The 17159-nt window shown below is 59.6% G+C and carries 15 protein-coding genes; 10 read left to right on the forward strand and 5 right to left on the reverse strand.

The window, feature by feature from the left end; all coding sequences use genetic code 11:
- Positions 1-2: 2 nt before the first annotated feature.
- The 4 genes from AD665_RS13460 (at position 3) to AD665_RS13475 (ending at position 5283) form a co-directional block, all read left to right on the forward strand.
- Positions 3-1610 (forward strand): tetratricopeptide repeat-containing response regulator, encoded by a 1608-nt coding sequence (locus AD665_RS13460; RefSeq protein ID WP_053192408.1) that lies wholly within the window; start codon positions 3-5, stop codon positions 1608-1610.
- Positions 1603-2295, forward strand: a complete 693-nt coding sequence (locus tag AD665_RS13465; protein WP_053192410.1) for a sensor histidine kinase — start codon at positions 1603-1605, stop codon at positions 2293-2295. The genes AD665_RS13460 and AD665_RS13465 overlap by 8 nt, the downstream gene beginning before the upstream one ends.
- Positions 2296-2634: 339 nt before the next feature.
- Positions 2635-3876 (forward strand): glutamine synthetase family protein, encoded by a 1242-nt coding sequence (locus AD665_RS13470; protein WP_173668660.1) that lies wholly within the window; start codon positions 2635-2637, stop codon positions 3874-3876.
- Between the two features lie 69 nt (positions 3877-3945).
- Positions 3946-5283, forward strand: a complete 1338-nt coding sequence (locus AD665_RS13475; protein WP_024779777.1) for an MFS transporter — start codon at positions 3946-3948, stop codon at positions 5281-5283.
- A gap of 138 nt (positions 5284-5421) precedes the next feature.
- On the opposite strand, the gene AD665_RS13480 is transcribed toward AD665_RS13475, so the two are convergent.
- From AD665_RS13480 to flgA, 4 genes are all read right to left on the reverse strand, one after another.
- Positions 5422-6168 carry a flagellar brake protein gene (locus AD665_RS13480; RefSeq protein ID WP_024779776.1) on the reverse strand — a complete coding sequence of 249 codons (747 nt, stop codon included), beginning with the start codon at positions 6166-6168 and terminating at the stop codon, positions 5422-5424.
- 92 nt (positions 6169-6260) lie between these two features.
- Entirely contained in the window at positions 6261-6728 is a 468-nt protein-coding gene (locus tag AD665_RS13485) for a flagella synthesis protein FlgN (protein ID WP_024779775.1), read from the reverse strand.
- 46 nt (positions 6729-6774) lie between these two features.
- Complete coding sequence (gene flgM / locus AD665_RS13490) at positions 6775-7080, reverse strand: flagellar biosynthesis anti-sigma factor FlgM (RefSeq protein WP_024779774.1); 306 nt, start codon at positions 7078-7080, stop codon at positions 6775-6777.
- A gap of 172 nt (positions 7081-7252) precedes the next feature.
- Positions 7253-8017, reverse strand: a complete 765-nt coding sequence (flgA, locus tag AD665_RS13495) for a flagellar basal body P-ring formation chaperone FlgA (RefSeq protein WP_053192412.1) — start codon at positions 8015-8017, stop codon at positions 7253-7255.
- A gap of 78 nt (positions 8018-8095) precedes the next feature.
- Between flgA and AD665_RS13500 the strand changes: the two genes are divergently transcribed.
- The 6 genes from AD665_RS13500 to flgE all read left to right on the forward strand — a co-directional run bounded on the left by AD665_RS13500 (position 8096) and on the right by flgE (position 13212).
- Positions 8096-9022: a chemotaxis protein CheV gene (locus AD665_RS13500; protein ID WP_024779772.1), complete on the forward strand. Its 927-nt coding sequence runs from the start codon at positions 8096-8098 to the stop codon at positions 9020-9022.
- Positions 9023-9075: 53 nt separating this feature from the next.
- Positions 9076-9903, forward strand: coding sequence for a protein-glutamate O-methyltransferase CheR (cheR, locus tag AD665_RS13505; RefSeq protein WP_024779771.1), 828 nt, complete (start codon positions 9076-9078; stop codon positions 9901-9903).
- A gap of 382 nt (positions 9904-10285) precedes the next feature.
- Positions 10286-10693, forward strand: coding sequence for a flagellar basal body rod protein FlgB (gene flgB, locus AD665_RS13510; protein WP_024779770.1), 408 nt, complete (start codon positions 10286-10288; stop codon positions 10691-10693).
- 3 nt (positions 10694-10696) lie between these two features.
- Positions 10697-11140 (forward strand): flagellar basal body rod protein FlgC, encoded by a 444-nt coding sequence (flgC, locus tag AD665_RS13515; protein ID WP_024779769.1) that lies wholly within the window; start codon positions 10697-10699, stop codon positions 11138-11140.
- A 15-nt stretch (positions 11141-11155) separates the two neighbouring features.
- Entirely contained in the window at positions 11156-11878 is a 723-nt protein-coding gene (gene flgD, locus AD665_RS13520) for a flagellar hook assembly protein FlgD (protein WP_024779768.1), read from the forward strand.
- A 29-nt stretch (positions 11879-11907) separates the two neighbouring features.
- Positions 11908-13212: a flagellar hook protein FlgE gene (gene flgE, locus AD665_RS13525; protein ID WP_024779767.1), complete on the forward strand. Its 1305-nt coding sequence runs from the start codon at positions 11908-11910 to the stop codon at positions 13210-13212.
- Between the two features lie 271 nt (positions 13213-13483).
- On the opposite strand, the gene AD665_RS13530 is transcribed toward flgE, so the two are convergent.
- Positions 13484-16375 carry a ribonucleoside-diphosphate reductase subunit alpha gene (locus AD665_RS13530; protein ID WP_024779766.1) on the reverse strand — a complete coding sequence of 964 codons (2892 nt, stop codon included), beginning with the start codon at positions 16373-16375 and terminating at the stop codon, positions 13484-13486.
- Positions 16376-17159: the final 784 nt, after the last annotated feature.

Below are 17159 nucleotides of genomic sequence, written 5' to 3' on the forward strand. Positions count from 1 at the left end.
CGATGCTGGCGTACCACCAAAAAAGTTTTCTGATCGTCGATGATTTCTCGGATTTCCGCAGCTCGATCCGTTCCATGTTGCGTGAGCTGGGCGTCAAGGACGTGGACACCGCCGATACCGGCGAAGTGGCGCTGCGCATGTGTTCGCAGAAGCGCTATGACTTCATCCTGCAGGACTATCACCTGGGCGACGGCCGCAAGAACGGTCAGCAGGTGCTGGAAGACCTGATGATCGAGAAACTCATCAGTCATGAAAGCGTGTTTCTCATGGTGACCGCCGAGACCAGCCAGGCCATGGTGCTCAGTGCCCTGGAGCACGAGCCCGATGCGTACCTGACCAAGCCTTTCAACCGCTCCGGCCTGGCCCAGCGGTTGGAGCGGCTGGAACAGCGCAAGACTCTGCTCAAGCCGATTCTCCAGGCGCTGGATCGTGGCAAGCCGCTGGAAGTGCTCAATGCCTGCATCGCCCTGTGCAAGCAAGATCCGCGCTACGGGCCGTTGTGCCTGCGTTATCGGGCCGATGCGCTGCGGGACCTCAATCAGAACGAAGCCCTGGAGCGCCTGTACAACACCATCCTGGCCGATCGTCCATTGCCTTGGGCCTATGCGGGCCTGGGCAAATTGATGTTCAAGCGCGGTCAGGTGGCGCAGGCCAAGGCCGTTTATGAAAAGGCCCTCAAGACATTTCCGATGATGCCTGCCTTGTATGACGGCCTGGCCGATGTCCTGGTGGCCGAAGGTGACACGAAACAGGCGCAGGAGGTGCTGGAAGAAGCGGTTCGCCTGTCGCCCCTGGCGGTACGTCGACAATCGCTGCTGGGCAAGTTGGCAATGACCAACGAAGACTACGACACTGCCTCCAGGGCCTACCGCCAGGCGGTCGGGCAGGGCGCGCAGTCGCGTTTCAAGGATCCGGAAAGCAACCTCGGCCTGGCCCATGCATTGATCAGCAAGGGCAGCGAGAAAGGCCTCGACACCCGGACCCGGCTGGAGATCAACACGACCCTCAGCGCGGTGGCGAAGGAAAATCTCAATGACCCGGGATTGCAGGTCCGGGCGCGACTGATGAAAGCCACGAGCTTGTTGCTGAACGATGCAGAAACCGCGGAAAAACTCACCGAGCAGGCTTTGCAGCGTCTCGACGGCATGGAGCAATTCATGAGCGCCGAGGCCGCGCTGTTGGTGGCCAAGCAATTGCAGATGCTCGGCCAGACCAGTGCCGGCGAGTCGATGCTCAAGAACTGCGCGGAAATCTACGGTGATGACCCGACAGTAATGCAAGGCATTGCCAAGCTCACCGACGATCCGAACATCCTCAATCAAGGCAATGCCGCCGCCGAGCTGAACCGCGAAGGTGTGCGGGTCTACAAGACCGGCGCGTTGCCCGAGGCTCGGGAGCTGTTCCGTCGTGCGCTGAAGATGCAACCGAAGAACATCAGTATTGCCCTGAACATGGCGCAATCCCTGCTGCATGGCACCGATACCCGGGTGGAGTCGGAGCTGCTGGAGGAGTGTCGCGCCTGCCTGAAACTGGTGGGCATGATGCCCGACACCGATGCGCGTTTTGCGCGCTATCAAAAACTGCGAAGCAAGGCATTTGGCGATGAATGACAGCGAACAGGCACTCGATTTTTCCACGGTGATCGCGTCGACCGTGCACGACATGAAAAACTCCCTGACCTTGCTCATGCAGGCTCATGCGCAGTGGCTCGAGCGCTTGCCCGAAGCGGCGCAGCAGGCCCCCGAGCAGGGGGTGATGGAGTTTGAGTTCGCCCACCTCAATGGCTTGATGGTGCAACTGTTGGGGCTGTACAAGCTGGGGGTCAACCAGTTGCCGCTGCACCCGGCCTACCATGAGTTGGACGATTTCATCGAGGCGCAGTTGGCCGGCCATCAGGAGGTGTTCCGCAGCCGTGGGATCATGGTCACCTATGAGGTCGACCCGTTGAGCCCCCTGGGCTTTTTCGACCGTGAGCTGATTGCTTCGGTGCTCGACAACTGCATCAACAATGCCATTCGCCACGCCCGGCAGGCGCTGTTGATCAGTGCGAGCGATGAAGCCGGGCAGTTGGTGCTCACCATCAGCGACGACGGCCCAGGCTACCCACCCGAAATGCTCGAGCGTCAGGCCGATTATGTGCAGGGCATCAACCACAGCAGCGGCAGCACCGGGCTGGGCCTGTACTTCGCCGCGCGGATCGCCGGGCTGCACCAACGTGGCGGCGTATGCGGGCGGACCGAATTTGCCAATGGCGGTGTGCTGGGGGGAGGCGTGTTCAGGATTTATCTGCCCTGAGCCTGTCCCACGCAGGAGGCCCTGGCAGCCTGCATCCTTGTGGGAGCGAGCCTGCTCGCGATAGCGGTGTATCGTCAATCCGGTATGAGCTGACCCGCCGCCATCGCGAGCAGGCTCGCTCCCGCAGGGGGGGCCAGGCTCGATGTTTATTCTCCCCGAGTGCTTGATATTCCGAACAGCTGAAGCCTATTTTGTACGGGTTGCCGTTCGCGGCTCGCACATAACAAGGAATGCGTCATGACGACCGATGGCCTGGCCTCACTCGCGCAGCGACTGACGGGCATTGATGAGATTGAGTGTGTCACGCCGGACCTCAATGGCGTACCGCGGGGCAAGGTGATGACCGCTGCGGGTTTCCTGGAGGGACGGCGATTGCAGATGGCCCGGGGGGTGCTGCTGCAATGCATCATGGGCGGTTATCCGCCATCGCGTTTCTATGGCAGTGACGACGGCGACCTGGCATTGGTGGCCGACCCGAAGCAGATCCACCGCCTGCCCTGGTGCTCGCCCCCCCGCGCACTGGCAATCTGCGATGCCGATGAACTGACCGGTGAAAGCTCACGGCTCTCGACGCGTGGCCAGCTCAAGACGGTGATCGCCCGGTACGCTGCCCGGGGCCTGGCGCCGGTGGTTGCAACCGAGCTGGAGTTCTTCGTTTTTGCACCCAACCCGGATCCGACCCAGCCATTTCAGCCGCCGATGGGGCTGGATGGACGTCGTGAGGACGGTCACTCGGCGTTCAGTGTCAGCTCCAACAACGGCCTGCGCCCGTTCTTCAACGAGGTCTATGAATGCATGGCGGCCCTGGGGTTGCCGCGCGATACCTTTATGCATGAAATGGGCGTGAGCCAGTTCGAGATCAATCTGCTGCATGGCGATCCTTTGTTGCTGGCCGACCAGACTTTCCTGTTCAAGCACCTGCTCAAAGAAGTCGCTCTCAAGCACGGCCTGACCGTGGTATGCATGGCCAAGCCGCTGGCCCACACGCCGGGCAGTTCGATGCACATTCACCAGAGTATCGTCGAGCTGGACAGCGGTCGTAATGTGTTCAGCGACGAGGCCGGCGAGCCGACGGCAGCGTTCAGGCATTTCATCGGCGGGCAACAGGCCGGAATGGCTGATTTCACGGCGCTGTTCGCGCCGAACGTCAACTCCTACCAGCGCCTGTGTCATCCGTTCGCGTCGCCGAACAATGCCTGTTGGTCCCACGACAATCGCTCGGCAGGCTTACGTATTCCTGCCAGTTCGCCAGTGGCCCGACGGGTCGAGAATCGCTTGCCGGGGGCCGATGCCAACCCCTATCTGGCGATTGCTGCCAGCCTGGCGGCCGGTCTTCATGGGATTGAAAATCGTCTGGAACCGAGCGCTGCAATACAGGGTGAGTTCCAGGTGCCGGATAATCTGTCTTTGCCATGTACCTTGCACGCTGCTCTGGAGCGTCTGAAGCGTAGTCTTCTGGCGAAGGAACTGTTCGGTACGGAGTTCATCGAAGGCTACATCGCGTCGAAAACCCTGGAACTGACCAGCTACTTTGATGAAATCACGCCTTGGGAACGGCGAGTGCTGGCAGCCCAGGCATAATGAAACGTCGCATTCGGGCTGCCTTCACAGGCAGTCCCTACTTATCTCAAGGAGCCGCTCGGAACGCCGATGCGCCAAGTCTGGAAACCTTTTCGAGCGCTTTATTTCGCTTCGCTGATGATGCTCATCGGCTCGGGGCTTTTGAGTACCTACCTGGCCCTGCGCCTGGCGGCCGAGCATGTGGACAGCCTGTGGGTTGGTGCGCTGATGGCCGCCAACTATTTCGGCCTGGTGCTGGGCGGCAAGATCGGCCATCGGCTGATTGCCCGAGTAGGGCATATTCGCGCCTATTCGGCCTGTGCCGGGATCGTCGGAGCGGCGGTGCTGGGCCACGGCCTGGTGAGCTGGCTGCCGGCCTGGGTGGTGCTGCGGGTTATCGTCGGTCTCGGCATGATGTGTCAGTACATGGTCATCGAGAGCTGGCTCAATGAGCAGGCCGATGCCAAGCAACGCGGGGTGGTGTTCAGCGGCTACATGATCGCCTCTTACCTGGGGATGGTGCTGGGTCAACTGATCCTGGTGATCCACCCGGCCCTGGGGCTGGAATTGCTGATGCTGGTGGCGCTGTGTTTTGCCCTGTGTCTGGTGCCGGTGGCATTGACCCGCCGGATCCACCCGGCGCCGTTACGTCCGGCACCGATGGAGCCGCGGTTCTTCATCAAGCGCGTACCTCAGTCGTTGAGCACGGTACTGGGCTCCGGCCTGATCGTTGGCTCGTTCTATGGCCTGGCGCCGCTGTATGCCTCTCAGCAAGGGCTGTCGACCGAACAGGTCGGCCTGTTCATGGGTAGCTGCATCTTTGCCGGCCTGCTGGTGCAGTGGCCGCTGGGCTGGCTGTCCGACCGCTACGACCGGGCACTGCTGATCCGTTGCTTTGCGCTGTGCCTGGCGGTCTTCGCGGCGCCCTTGGCGATCTTGTCGACGGTGCCTCTGGAGGTGCTGTTCGTCGCGGGGTTCTTCTGTTCGCTGATGCAATTCTGCTTGTATCCGCTGGCGGTGGCGTTTTCCAACGACCACGTCGAAGCCGACCGCCGGGTGTCGCTGACGGCCATGCTGCTGGTGACCTACGGTGTGGGGGCGAGTATTGGCCCGTTGGTGGCCGGGGTGCTGATGAAGTCGTTCGGCAGCCATATGCTGTATGCCTTCTTCACCTTCTTTGCATTGGTACTGGTGTGGCGCATACGGCCGAAAGCGGTGACCAATCTGCATCAGGTCGATGACGCACCGCTGCATCACGTGGCGATGCCCGACAGCATGTCCAGTTCGCCGTTGGTGGCGTGCCTCGACCCGAGGGTCGATGAGCAGGTGGTGCAGGAGCAGATGCAGGTGACGCCGAATCCGGAGGTTGAGCCGGCGGCGGAGCCGGTCACCGAGGCGGCTGAGGCTGAGGAGCCTCAAGCCAGGTAAGTGAAGTGCGGCGCGCCCATCGCGAGCAGGCTCGCTCCCACAGGGGCTTGCGGTGTGCAAGCACCGGGTAACCTATGTGGGAGCGAGCCTGCTCGCGATGAGGTCAATCCAGAAGCAGCGATACTGTAGGGCTGAAGATCAGAGATCGTCTTTATCGAAGCGGCGTGCTTCGCGCTGCAACTGATAAACGAAACGCTCGACCTGCCGTTGCACCAGGCCACTGATATTGTGGAAGCGCACGCCGGCGAAGGTGGTGTTGATACGTTCTTCGAAATGCAGGTAGCGCAGTTCGACCGGCGCTGTCATGTTGCCAAAGGGCAGGGCAGCGATGAAACGCTCATAGACCTGGCCCAGTTGCAGGCGCTCGGTGATGTCGCCATCGAAACGCAGCTTGCAGCCGGTAGCGGAGATATCAAGCAGTTTGCCGTTTACCGGTGACTTGAGCTTGTCGCCGCCCAGTTCGATGTTCACCAGTTGCGCCAGTTTCAGGGCGGCGCGGAAGGCATTGCGACGTTGGTGGTAAACCACTTCTTCGGGCAAGGCACCGCGGTAGCAGCGACCATCGTGGGACTCATTGATTGTCAGCGGACCATTGCCTTCCCATGCGATGCGGACGCCATCATGGAAACCCTCGACTCGAAACGGCTCGCCAGCGAGCAGGAAGCGTTCCCCGTCGCGAGGGATCATTTCATCCAGGGCGATGGTGTTCTTTTCACGATCGACTTCGACCAGGTAGCTCTGGAACCGCTGGGTACGTTCGTGGAAGGTAATGATCAGTGGATCGTGGCTGTCTTGCAGCATCCGCAAGTTGCCGGAGATTTCCAGGGGCGTGGTAAGGACCTTGGGAGGTTGCGGAGCATCATCCGCGTTTGAGGCATTGAACACGGTGGGTCAATCTCCAAGCAAAATACGACTACGAATAGCCAGCATTTTGCCAGCATCTATCGCGGGTTGATAGAGCGCAGGCATCGTTCGTTTCATGCCTGGCTGAGCGGGCGGTGCTTGACCATCTTGGCGGTCGAACCGCGAGCATCGTAAAGCGTCGGAATTTCACCGCCATTGAGGATGCGCAACTGGTTGGCGGTAGCGGCCTGCTGGATTTGGATCGACTGGCCGTTACGGGCGTTGGCCGCCTGACACTGGGCGAGCAGGTCATTGAGCACTGCGCTTTGGGACAACAACTGATCGCCGATCGTCGACTGGCTCGCCAGTTGCTCGAGGCCATCGTTGCTGGCGGGCAGGTTGAGGCTGGCGAGAATCTCGCTGCGTTTGCGGCCATGCTGATCGAGCAAAATGATCAATGCCTGTTTCTGTGCCAGGATATTTTCCAGCAAGGGCATGTCGCGACCGTGCAGCGCCAGGGATTCGGTCTGCAGCAGTTCCAGCAGTTGTTGCGCTGGAACAAAGTCGTCGATGATCAGTTGCAATAAGTTAGTGTCGTGCATGGCTGGCCTTGGGTCTTAGCGTCCAAAAGCCTGCGCAGGCTGCGGCCTAGCGCTGGGCTTCGAAGTTGAGCAGTTTGCTGGCTACACGGTTGCTGTCGACTTTATAGCTGCCGTCGGCGATGGCTGCTTTCAACTCGGCCACGCGGGCGTTGTCGACGACAGGTTGATCGCGCAGCTTGTCAGTGACCTTCTGCAACTGCTGAGCCTCATCACTGAGGTGTACCGACTCCCCGTTCTTGACAGTAGTGGCTTGCTCGGCCGGCGAGGATTTTTCGGTTTCCTTGCTGGCGCTGGTGCGCGTAGTGCCTGTCAATGGTGAAGAGCTGTTTAAACGGTTGAAATCGATGACCATGGTAAAAAACCTCTGGGTATTTGGACGCTTGCCATGTTTTCGGCCATCCCCAAAAAAACTTTAGGCTCATTTATTCAATGAGCGTGCGCACGTCTGCGCTTGCCTTGCGTAAGGCACAGTCTAGGGAACAGCGAGGTCAAGCGCCAGCTTTCTACCCATCTCTACCGGGTCGCTACATAGCCACTTCCACCTGGCCAGGGGCTATTACCTGCGCCTTGATGACGCGTTGGGAATTAAGGTTTTTTACCCGAATCTGTTCATGCATGCCGCCATTTGAAAGGGCTTCGCCGGGCATCCGCACGGCCAGGGTGCCGCTACGGGCGGTGATGACCACCTGATCACCTTTGCGAACGACTTCGGCCTGTTCCAGATGCAGGAGGGTCACGATCTGGTCGGCTACCATTGGTCGGACAAGTTTCTGTCCGATGGCCTGATCGACCGAGGTCAGGAACCCCTGGGTGACCTGGCTGACATCCCGCTCACGCAACGTTACGTCCTGGGGCTCGACGATTCCGGCACGTTTCAAGGGGCGGGTGGTGGTGACGATTTCGCGAAACAGGCGCACTTGGGCCGGCACAAATACCGTCCAGGGCGCGGCGCTGTCGCAACGGACCTTCACGGTGACCCGTCCCAGGGGCCTGGCAGGACTTTCCAGGGACGCAGTCAATTCCTTGTCGCACATTGGCATGCGCAGGCGCGGGTCTATCTGATTGACTTCGATTTCATAGCGACCTTCGGTTTGACTGGAGGCCAGATAGTCTTCTACGGTGAATTCAAGAAAGCCCTGAGTGACGCCGATAAGGAGATCAGGCAAGGTAACCGGAGCATCGGCAAGGGCACGTCCCCCCGAGGCGAACAGGCAGGCAGCCAGCAGCACACCGAGCCAGAGGCGGCAATGAGTGATCAGGCGTCGAGAAAATGTCGTTTGTGCGTTCATGCCGGTTGAATAGCAAGCCCCGTGCCGTTTAGTGATGAATGCGCGTCGGACACATTAGCGTTAGGTAGGAGTCAGGGCATGGCGGGAGTGATGGATTCGGTAAACCAGCGTACGCAGCTGGTCGGTCAGAATCGCCTGGAGCTGTTGTTGTTCCGTCTCGATGGCCAGCAGTTATATGGGATCAACGTATTCAAGGTCCGCGAGGTGCTGCAATGCCCCAAGCTGACCTTGATGCCCAAGTCCAGCCCCGTCGTGTGCGGTGTGGCAAACATCCGGGGAGCGACCATCCCGATTCTCGATCTGGCGATGGCCACCGGTTCCGGTCGGCTGCTGGATCAGAGCAATCCGTTTGTGATCATCACCGAATACAACACCAAGACCCAGGGTTTCCTGGTCCGCTCGGTGGAGCGCATCGTCAACATGAACTGGGAAGAGATTCATCCACCACCCAAGGGCACCGGCCGCGATCACTACCTGACGGCGGTGACCCGGGTCGACGGCCAGTTGGTGGAAATCATCGACGTGGAGAAAATACTCGCCGAAGTGGCGCCGACCACGGAAACCATTTCCCATGGCGTGGTGGATGCCGAAACCCAGCACAAGGCGATTTCGCTGCGGGTGCTGACGGTGGATGACTCTTCGGTGGCGCGTAAGCAGGTGACCCGTTGCCTGCAGACGATCGGCGTCGAAGTGATTGCGTTGAATGATGGACGGCAGGCGCTGGATTACCTGCGCAACATGGTCGACGAGGGCAAGAAGCCGGAAGAGGAGTTCCTGATGATGATCTCCGACATCGAGATGCCGGAGATGGACGGGTATACCCTGACGTCGGAAATCCGCAGCGACCCGCGTATGCAAAAGCTGCATATCATCTTGCATACGTCCCTGTCGGGCGTCTTCAACCAGGCGATGGTCAAGAAGGTCGGTGCCGACGATTTTCTCGCCAAGTTCCGTCCCGATGACCTGGCTTCCCGGGTAGTCGAGCGGATCAAGACTGCGGAATAAAGGTCGGGCGCGTTGTGCGCCCGGCAAATCAACACAATGAAAGAGGCGGTAACTTGTCTACGGGTAATTTGGATTTCGAACAGTTCCGGGTCTTCCTGGAAAAAGCCTGTGGCATATTGCTTGGTGAAAACAAGCAATATCTGGTGTCGAGCCGTCTCAACAAATTGATGGAGCAGCAGGGCCTCAAATCGTTGGGCGAGCTGGTGCAGCGTATCCAGACCCAGCCGCGCAGCGGTTTGCGCGAAATGGTGGTGGACGCCATGACCACCAACGAAACCCTGTGGTTCCGCGATACCTATCCGTTCGAAGTCTTGAAGAACAAGGTGCTGCCAGCAGCCATCAAGGCCAGCCCGGGCCAGCGCCTGCGGATCTGGTCGGCTGCCTGTTCGTCGGGCCAGGAACCTTATTCGCTGTCGATGTCCATCGACGAGTTCGAGCGGACCAATATCGGTCAGTTGAAGGGTGGCGTGCAGATCGTCGCCACCGACCTGTCCGGGACCATGCTCAATAACTGCAAGACCGGTGAGTACGACAGCCTGGCTATCGGCCGCGGCCTGTCGCCTGATCGGCTGCAACGCTATTTCGATCCGAAAGGGCCGGGTCGCTGGGTAGTCAAGGCGCCGATCAAGAGCCGGGTGGAATTCCGCTCCTTCAACCTGCTGGACAGTTATGCCAGTCTGGGCAAATTCGACATCGTGTTCTGCCGCAATGTGCTGATCTACTTCTCCGCCGAAGTGAAGAAGGACATCCTGCTGCGTATCCACGGGACCCTGAAGCCGGGCGGCTACCTGTTCCTCGGTGCCTCCGAGGCGCTGAATGGCTTGCCCGATCATTACCAGATGATCCAGTGCAGCCCGGGGATTATCTACCAGGCAAAGTGACGCGTCCGGGTCGTCAAAAAACGGGAGCCCCCTACAGGCTCCCGTTTTTTTGCCTGCTGATTAGTGCTTGCTCACTCTGTGGAGCGAGCTTCTGTGGGAGCCGAGCTTGCTCGCGATGCAGGCAACACGGTTTCAACTCCCCCCACCGCGTCATCGTTCATCGCGAGCAAGCTCGGCTCCCACAAAAGCTCGGTCCCACTGTAATTGCCAGTGTCGCTCAAAAAGCGGCAGAAAAGCGGCAGCCGGCGGAAATCGGTTGCCGCTTTTCTGGCATTGCCGCCTTGCCGATGCCCGCAAAGCCCCGGTTTATGGGCTTTTTAAAAGTGGCACGACGCTTGCTATGTCCATGTACGTACATTCTGGTCACCCAAAGGTTTCCGACATGAGCATCAGCTTCGATAAAGCGCTCGGTATCCATGAACAGGCCCTGAGCTTCCGTGCCCAGCGCGCCGAAGTCCTGGCCAACAACATCGCCAATGCCGACACCCCGAACTACAAGGCTCGGGATCTGGACTTCTCCAAAGTGCTCGCCGAGCAGAACGAGAAAACCAAGAACGGCTCCTTCGCCCTGAACATGACCAACAGTCGTCATATCGAGGCAGAAGGCTTGGGTAACGGCGACGAGTCGCTGATGTATCGCACGCCGATGCAACCTTCGATCGACCAGAACACTGTGGACGCTCAACTGGAACAGTCCAACTACGCGGAGAACTCCGTGAACTTCCAGGCCAGCTTCACCCTGCTCAACAGCAAATTCAAAGGGCTGATTTCGGCCCTGCGCGGAGAGTAAGTCATGTCGATTGCGAGCGTATTCAACATCGCCGGCAGTGCCATGAGTGCCCAGACCACTCGCCTGAACACTGTCGCCAGTAACATCGCCAACGCCGAGACCGTTTCGTCGAGCATCGACCAGACCTACCGCGCCCGTCATCCGGTGTTCGCCACCATGTTCCAGGGCGGCCAGTCGAATGGCAGCGGCTCGCTTTTCCAGGAGCAGGACGCGGCCGGGCAGGGCGTGCAGGTGCTTGGGGTCGTCGAGGACCAGAGCAACCTCGAAGCGCGCTATGAACCGAACCATCCGGCTGCCGACGCCAAGGGCTATGTCTATTACCCGAACGTCAACGTCGTCGAAGAAATGGCCGACATGATTTCCGCCAGTCGCTCATTCCAGACCAACGCCGAAATGATGAACACCGCCAAAACCATGATGCAGAAGGTCCTGACCCTGGGTCAGTGATAAGGGGCGAGTCACATGAGCGTTACCAATACCACCGGCGGTTTGAGCCTCAACGACATTCTGGCCAACTCCTCGGTCAAGACCAACAACACCTCCGACAGCCTGGCTTCGGTAACGGGTGCTGCGACCGGTAAAAAGGAGCTGGGCAAGGACGCGTTCCTGCAACTGCTCGTAACCCAGCTGAAAAACCAGGACCCGCTGTCGCCACAGGACAACGGTGAGTTCGTTGCCCAACTGGCACAGTTCAGCAGCCTGGAAGGCATCACCACCCTCAACGATACCGTGAGCGGGCTGGCCAGCAACTACAACTCGTCCCAGGCCTTGCAGGCCTCGTCGCTGGTGGGACGTTCAGTCATTGCCCCTGGCGACAAGGCGGTGGTCGACACCTCCAAAAGCCTCAACGGCACGGTGGTGGTGCCGTCAGCGGTATCGTCCGTGGCGGTCAAGATCGTCGACAAGGACGGCAAGACGGTTCGCACCATCGACCTGGGCAGCCAGAAGGCCGGTAATTCCGCCTTTATCTGGGATGGCAAGAACGATGCGGGTACCACGGTCGAGTCGGGCACTTACACCTTCACGGCTTCGACCACCATCGACGGCCAGGCCACGTCGCTGATCACCAACCTGCCGGCGACCGTCAGCAGCGTGACGATCAGCCAGACAGGAGGAGAGCTGATGCTCAACCTCGCCGGGCTGGGCAGCATCGCCCTGTCCAAAGTACAAACTATTGGTATGTAGAGCCGACTAACCCGGCAAAGGAGTGGAATATGTCTTTCAACATCGGCCTTAGCGGTCTCTATGCTGCCAACAAACAGCTGGACGTCACCGGTAACAACATCGCCAACGTGGCAACCACCGGCTTCAAATCGTCCCGCGCGGAATTCGAAGACGTCTACTCGGCCACCAAGCTGGGTTCGGGCAGCAAGACCGTCGGTAACGGCGTGCGCTTGGCCAACGTCTCCCAGCAGTTCGGCCAGGGTGACGTCAATAACACCGGCAACGTGCTGGACATGGGTATCCAGGGCCAGGGCTTCTTCGTTCTGGATAACAACGGGTCCTTGAGCTACACCCGTGCCGGTACGTTCAAGACCGACAAGGAAGGCTATGTCACCAACAGTGATGGCACTGCGAACCTGCAGGGCTATGGTGTGGACTCCAATGGCAACATCCTCAATGGTATCTTGACCGATCTGCGTATCGACACCTCGAACTTGCCACCGCAAGCAACCAGCCTGGTTTCGTCGACAATCAACCTGAACTCGACGGCCACGGCTATCAGCCAGGCAGCGCCTTACTTGTTCGACCCGGCTGATACAGCCACTTTCACCAAGCAGTTCACCACCCCGGTCTACGATACCCAGGGCAACCAGCACTCCATGGACCAATACATGGTCAAGACTGGCTCTAACACATGGGACGTCTACACGCTGATTGATGGTCGAAACCTGGACGGCAGCTCGCCGACCGCCGCCGCTACTGCTGCGGTTCCCTCAACCATGACCTTTGACTCCAGCGGTAAGCTGGTCCAGGTCAGTACCCCGCCCGCTACCATCAGCAGCGATCTGGTACTGACTGGCTGGGTGCCGGGCACGGTGACCAACGGCGTGTGGGCTGCCAACGGCGCGGGTTCGTCGACCATTACCGTCTCCATGGCCAATACCACGCAGTTCAATGCCGACACTGCGCGCTCGATTCCTACCCAGAACGGTTATGCCACCGGCCAGATCACCAACCTGACCATCGACGGCAGTGGTGTATTGTTGGCCAACTTCAGCAACAACCAGACCAAGCCGATCGGTCAGGTCGCGCTCGCCAGTTTTACCAACGAACAAGGTCTGCAGCCCGTGGGAGGCACTAGCTGGAAGGAAACCTTCGCGTCGGGCATCCCGGGCTACGATGCCCCGGAAACCGGCACCCTGGGTTCGATCGTCTCCAACTCCCTGGAGGAGTCCAACGTCAACCTGACCAACGAACTGGTCGAGCTGATCAAGGCGCAGAGCAACTACCAGGCGAACGCCAAGACCATCTCCACCCAGAGCACCATCATGCAGACCATCATTCAAATGACTTGATTCTCGATGGTTGCTTGAGAAGTTGCACAAGGAGCCCCTCGCAAGAGGGGCTTCTTTTTGGGCGAGTGTTTTGCGTTGCCTGGGTTTGCTTCATCGCGAACAGGCTCTCCCACAGGGGGGGGCACATTCCAATGTGGGAGCGAGCCTGCTCGCGATGAGGTCAGCCCGGCCATCACTTTCCTCCAGGCAAAAGAAAAGCCCCCGATAAACCAGCGGTCTATCGGGGGCTTTGCTTTAAAGGTAGGCGCCTTGCAGCGCCCACCCGCTCAGCTTATTGGCAAGCTTCGCAATCCGGCTCGTCGATCGCGCAGGCCTTTGGCACTGGCGCAGGCCCTGCTGGAGCAGCCAGGACCGAGTCGTCACCGTGGTTGCCGCCGCTGGAAACAGCGTTCAGCTTGCCGGTGTTGATGGTCGACTTCTCGGTGCTGGTGGCGGCCAGGGCACGGAGGTAGTAAGTGGTTTTCAGACCACGGTACCAGGCCATGCGGTAGGTCACGTCGAGCTTCTTGCCCGAGGCGCCGGCGATGTACAGGTTCAGCGACTGAGCCTGGTCGATCCACTTCTGGCGACGGCTGGCTGCGTCGACGATCCAACGGGTGTCCACTTCGAACGCGGTGGCGTAGAGCTCCTTGAGCTCCTGCGGAATGCGCTCGATCTGCTGTACCGAACCGTCGTAGTACTTCAGGTCGTTGATCATGACCGAATCCCACAGGCCGCGGGCCTTGAGGTCGCGGACCAGGTACGGGTTGATCACGGTGAACTCGCCCGACAGGTTCGATTTCACGTACAGGTTCTGGTAGGTCGGTTCGATCGACTGCGACACGCCGGTGATGTTGGCGATGGTGGCGGTCGGTGCGATGGCCATGATGTTGGAGTTACGGATGCCTTTCTGTACACGGGCGCGAACCGGTGCCCAGTCCAGGGACTCGGTCAGGTCGACGTCGATGTACTTCTCGCCACGGGAGGCGATCAGGATTTGTTGCGAGTCCAGCGGCAGGATGCCCTTGGACCACAGCGAACCCTGGAACGTCTCATAGGCACCGCGCTCGTCGGCCAGGTCGCAGGAAGCCTGGATCGCGTAGTAACTGACTGCTTCCATGGACTTGTCGGCGAACTCGATGGCAGCGTCCGAACCGTACGGGATGTGCTGCAGGTACAGCGCGTCCTGGAAGCCCATGATGCCGAGGCCGACCGGACGGTGCTTGAAGTTGGAGTTCTTCGCCTGTGGCACCGAGTAGTAGTTGATGTCGATCACGTTGTCGAGCATGCGCACGGCGGTGTTCACGGTGCGTTGCAGCTTGGCGGTGTCCAGCTTGCCGTCGACGATGTGGTTCGGCAGGTTGATCGAGCCCAGGTTGCAGACGGCGATCTCGTCCTTGTTGGTGTTCAGGGTGATCTCGGTGCACAGGTTCGAGCTGTGGACCACGCCCACGTGCTGCTGCGGGCTGCGCAGGTTGCACGGGTCCTTGAAGGTCAGCCATGGGTGGCCGGTCTCGAACAGCATCGACAGCATCTTGCGCCACAGGTCCTTGGCCTGGACGACCTTGAACAGCTTGATCTTGTTGTACTCGGTCAGGGCTTCGTAGTACTCGTAGCGCTCTTCGAAGGCCTTGCCGGTCAGGTCATGCAGGTCCGGTACTTCGGACGGCGAGAACAGGGTCCACTTGCCGTCGTCGAAGACGCGCTTCATGAACAGGTCGGGGATCCAGTTGGCGGTGTTCATGTCGTGGGTACGACGACGGTCATCGCCGGTGTTCTTGCGCAGCTCGATGAACTCTTCAATGTCCATGTGCCAGGTTTCCAGGTAGGCACAGACCGCGCCCTTGCGCTTGCCACCCTGGTTGACCGCGACAGCGGTGTCGTTGACCACTTTGAGGAACGGTACGACGCCCTGGGATTTACCGTTGGTGCCCTTGATGTACGAGCCCAGCGCACGAACCGGCGTCCAGTCGTTGCCCAGGCCACCGGCGAATTTCGACAGCATGGCGTTGTCGTGGATTGCGCCGTAGATGCCCGACAGATCGTCCGGCACGGTGGTCAGGTAGCAGCTCGACAACTGTGGACGCAGGGTGCCGGCATTGAACAGGGTCGGGGTCGACGCCATGTAGTCGAAGGACGACAGCAGGTTGTAGAACTCGATGGCACGTTCTTCTTTCTGCTTCTCTTCGATGGCCAGGCCCATGGCCACGCGCATGAAGAAGATCTGCGGCAATTCGAAGCGGACGCCGTCCTTGTGGATGAAGTAACGGTCGTACAGGGTTTGCAGGCCCAGGTAGGTGAATTGCTGGTCGCGCTCGTGGTTGATCGCCTTGCCGAGTTTCTCCAGGTCGAAAGAAGCCAGGACCGGGTTCAGCAATTCGAATTCGATACCCTTGGCTACATAGGCCGGCAGGGCCTTGGCGTACAGGTCGGCCATTTCGTGGTGGGTCGCGCTCTCGGCGACTTCCAGGAAGCCCAGGCCTTCTGCGCGCAGGGTGTCCATCAGCAGGCGGGCGGTCACGAAGGAGTAGTTCGGCTCGCGTTCCACCAGGGTCCGCGCGGTCATCACCAGCGCAGTGTTGACGTCCTTGAGCGCGACGCCGTCATAGAGGTTTTTCAGGGTTTCGCGCTGGATCAGGTCGCCATCGACTTCTTCCAGGCCTTCGCAGGCCTCGGTGACGATGGTGTTCAGGCGGCCCATGTCCAGCGGCGCCAGGCTGCCATCAGCGCGAGCGATGCGGATCGACGGGTGGGCCTGGACCGGTGCGTCGGCCGGGTTGCGGGTGGCGCGTTCCTTGGCACGGGAGTCGCGATAGATCACGTAGTCACGCGCTACCTTCTGCTCACCGGCACGCATCAGGGCCAGTTCGACCTGGTCCTGGATTTCTTCAATGTGGATGGTGCCGCCCGACGGCATGCGACGCTTGAAGGTCGCGGTGACCTGTTCGGTCAGGCGGGCCACGGTGTCGTGGATGCGCGACGAAGCGGCTGCGGTGCCACCTTCAACTGCAAGGAACGCTTTGGTGATGGCGACGGTGATCTTGTCATCGGTGTAAGGAACGACAGTGCCGTTACGCTTGATCACACGCAGTTGACCAGGCGCGGTGGCGGCCAGATCCGGGGTCGAATCGGCGGCCATCGGCGCGGTGCCCTGCGGGTTCTCGCGAGTTGTGTCGGTGTGCATGGGTGTCTCCACGTTCTTTATGTTTGTTTGGGCACCATCACGGTGCCCACCGTTCCGTCCTGAAGCACTACAACCGACTGGCGCCGGGTATAACAACTTCGGGACAGTAGGAAGCAGGCCTGTGGGGCTGCTTCCATCCGAAGTTCATGGGTTGCGAGCCTGGGCTCGAAACCGGGTTGCGGGGGTGGCAGCAATGGACTGCAACACCCGTACCGTTTCGGTCGTTTTCGACCTTTGAAACGGTGGCCATCCGCAGGGGCGGTCTGGTCTTGGGAAAACACGATGTTTCAAGTGGAAAGAGGCACGAAAAGCGCTTGAATTCTTTGTCCGACTTGTGTTTGGTTTTTGGCTTCAACCCCTACATGTAGGGTTTTTTTTGCAGCGGGCTACAAGATAATGCGTTTTCGGGGATGAATCAACGTACTGCCTGTGGATAAACCTGTGCGTAATTTGTGTGCGAAACATGGAACTGCGCTGTAGGCCGCGACCTTGCTGGAGCGGGCCTTTTTTCGTCGTTTTCGGGGTGCCGAAAACAGCCTGCCGATTTTTTCGGGCGCGGACGTTACCACACAAATCCCGCTCGACCGAACGCATTTGTCCGCTTGTTTTCTCCCGGGGCGCCGTTTATACAATCGGCCGGTGCGTTGGACAGGGTTATCCTCTTTTGACATGACAAAAGAGCGAGGGGACGAGCGCGCATATCCTTGTGGCGAGGGGATTTATCCCCGTTGGGCTGCAAAGCAGCCCCAAATCAGTCGCTTAGCTGTGTCAGGCAGAACACAGG

Origin of the sequence: Pseudomonas corrugata (assembly GCF_001269905.1) — a bacterium.
GTDB lineage: Bacteria > Pseudomonadota > Gammaproteobacteria > Pseudomonadales > Pseudomonadaceae > Aquipseudomonas > Aquipseudomonas corrugata.

What these genes read in the sequence shown, in the direction of transcription:
- AD665_RS13460 (WP_053192408.1), top strand. Translation starts at nt 3, where the DNA reads ATGCTGGCGTACCACCAAAAAAGTTTTCTGATCGTCGATGATTTCTCG.
- AD665_RS13465 (WP_053192410.1), top strand. Translation starts at nt 1,603, where the DNA reads ATGAATGACAGCGAACAGGCACTCGATTTTTCCACGGTGATCGCGTCG.
- AD665_RS13470 (WP_173668660.1), top strand. Translation starts at nt 2,635, where the DNA reads ATGACCGCTGCGGGTTTCCTGGAGGGACGGCGATTGCAGATGGCCCGG.
- AD665_RS13475 (WP_024779777.1), top strand. Translation starts at nt 3,946, where the DNA reads ATGCGCCAAGTCTGGAAACCTTTTCGAGCGCTTTATTTCGCTTCGCTG.
- AD665_RS13485 (WP_024779775.1), bottom strand. Translation starts at nt 6,728, where the DNA reads ATGCACGACACTAACTTATTGCAACTGATCATCGACGACTTTGTTCCA.
- flgM (WP_024779774.1), bottom strand. Translation starts at nt 7,080, where the DNA reads ATGGTCATCGATTTCAACCGTTTAAACAGCTCTTCACCATTGACAGGC.
- flgA (WP_053192412.1), bottom strand. Translation starts at nt 8,017, where the DNA reads ATGAACGCACAAACGACATTTTCTCGACGCCTGATCACTCATTGCCGC.
- AD665_RS13500 (WP_024779772.1), top strand. Translation starts at nt 8,096, where the DNA reads ATGGCGGGAGTGATGGATTCGGTAAACCAGCGTACGCAGCTGGTCGGT.
- flgB (WP_024779770.1), top strand. Translation starts at nt 10,286, where the DNA reads ATGAGCATCAGCTTCGATAAAGCGCTCGGTATCCATGAACAGGCCCTG.
- flgC (WP_024779769.1), top strand. Translation starts at nt 10,697, where the DNA reads ATGTCGATTGCGAGCGTATTCAACATCGCCGGCAGTGCCATGAGTGCC.
- flgD (WP_024779768.1), top strand. Translation starts at nt 11,156, where the DNA reads ATGAGCGTTACCAATACCACCGGCGGTTTGAGCCTCAACGACATTCTG.
- flgE (WP_024779767.1), top strand. Translation starts at nt 11,908, where the DNA reads ATGTCTTTCAACATCGGCCTTAGCGGTCTCTATGCTGCCAACAAACAG.
- AD665_RS13530 (WP_024779766.1), bottom strand. Translation starts at nt 16,375, where the DNA reads ATGCACACCGACACAACTCGCGAGAACCCGCAGGGCACCGCGCCGATG.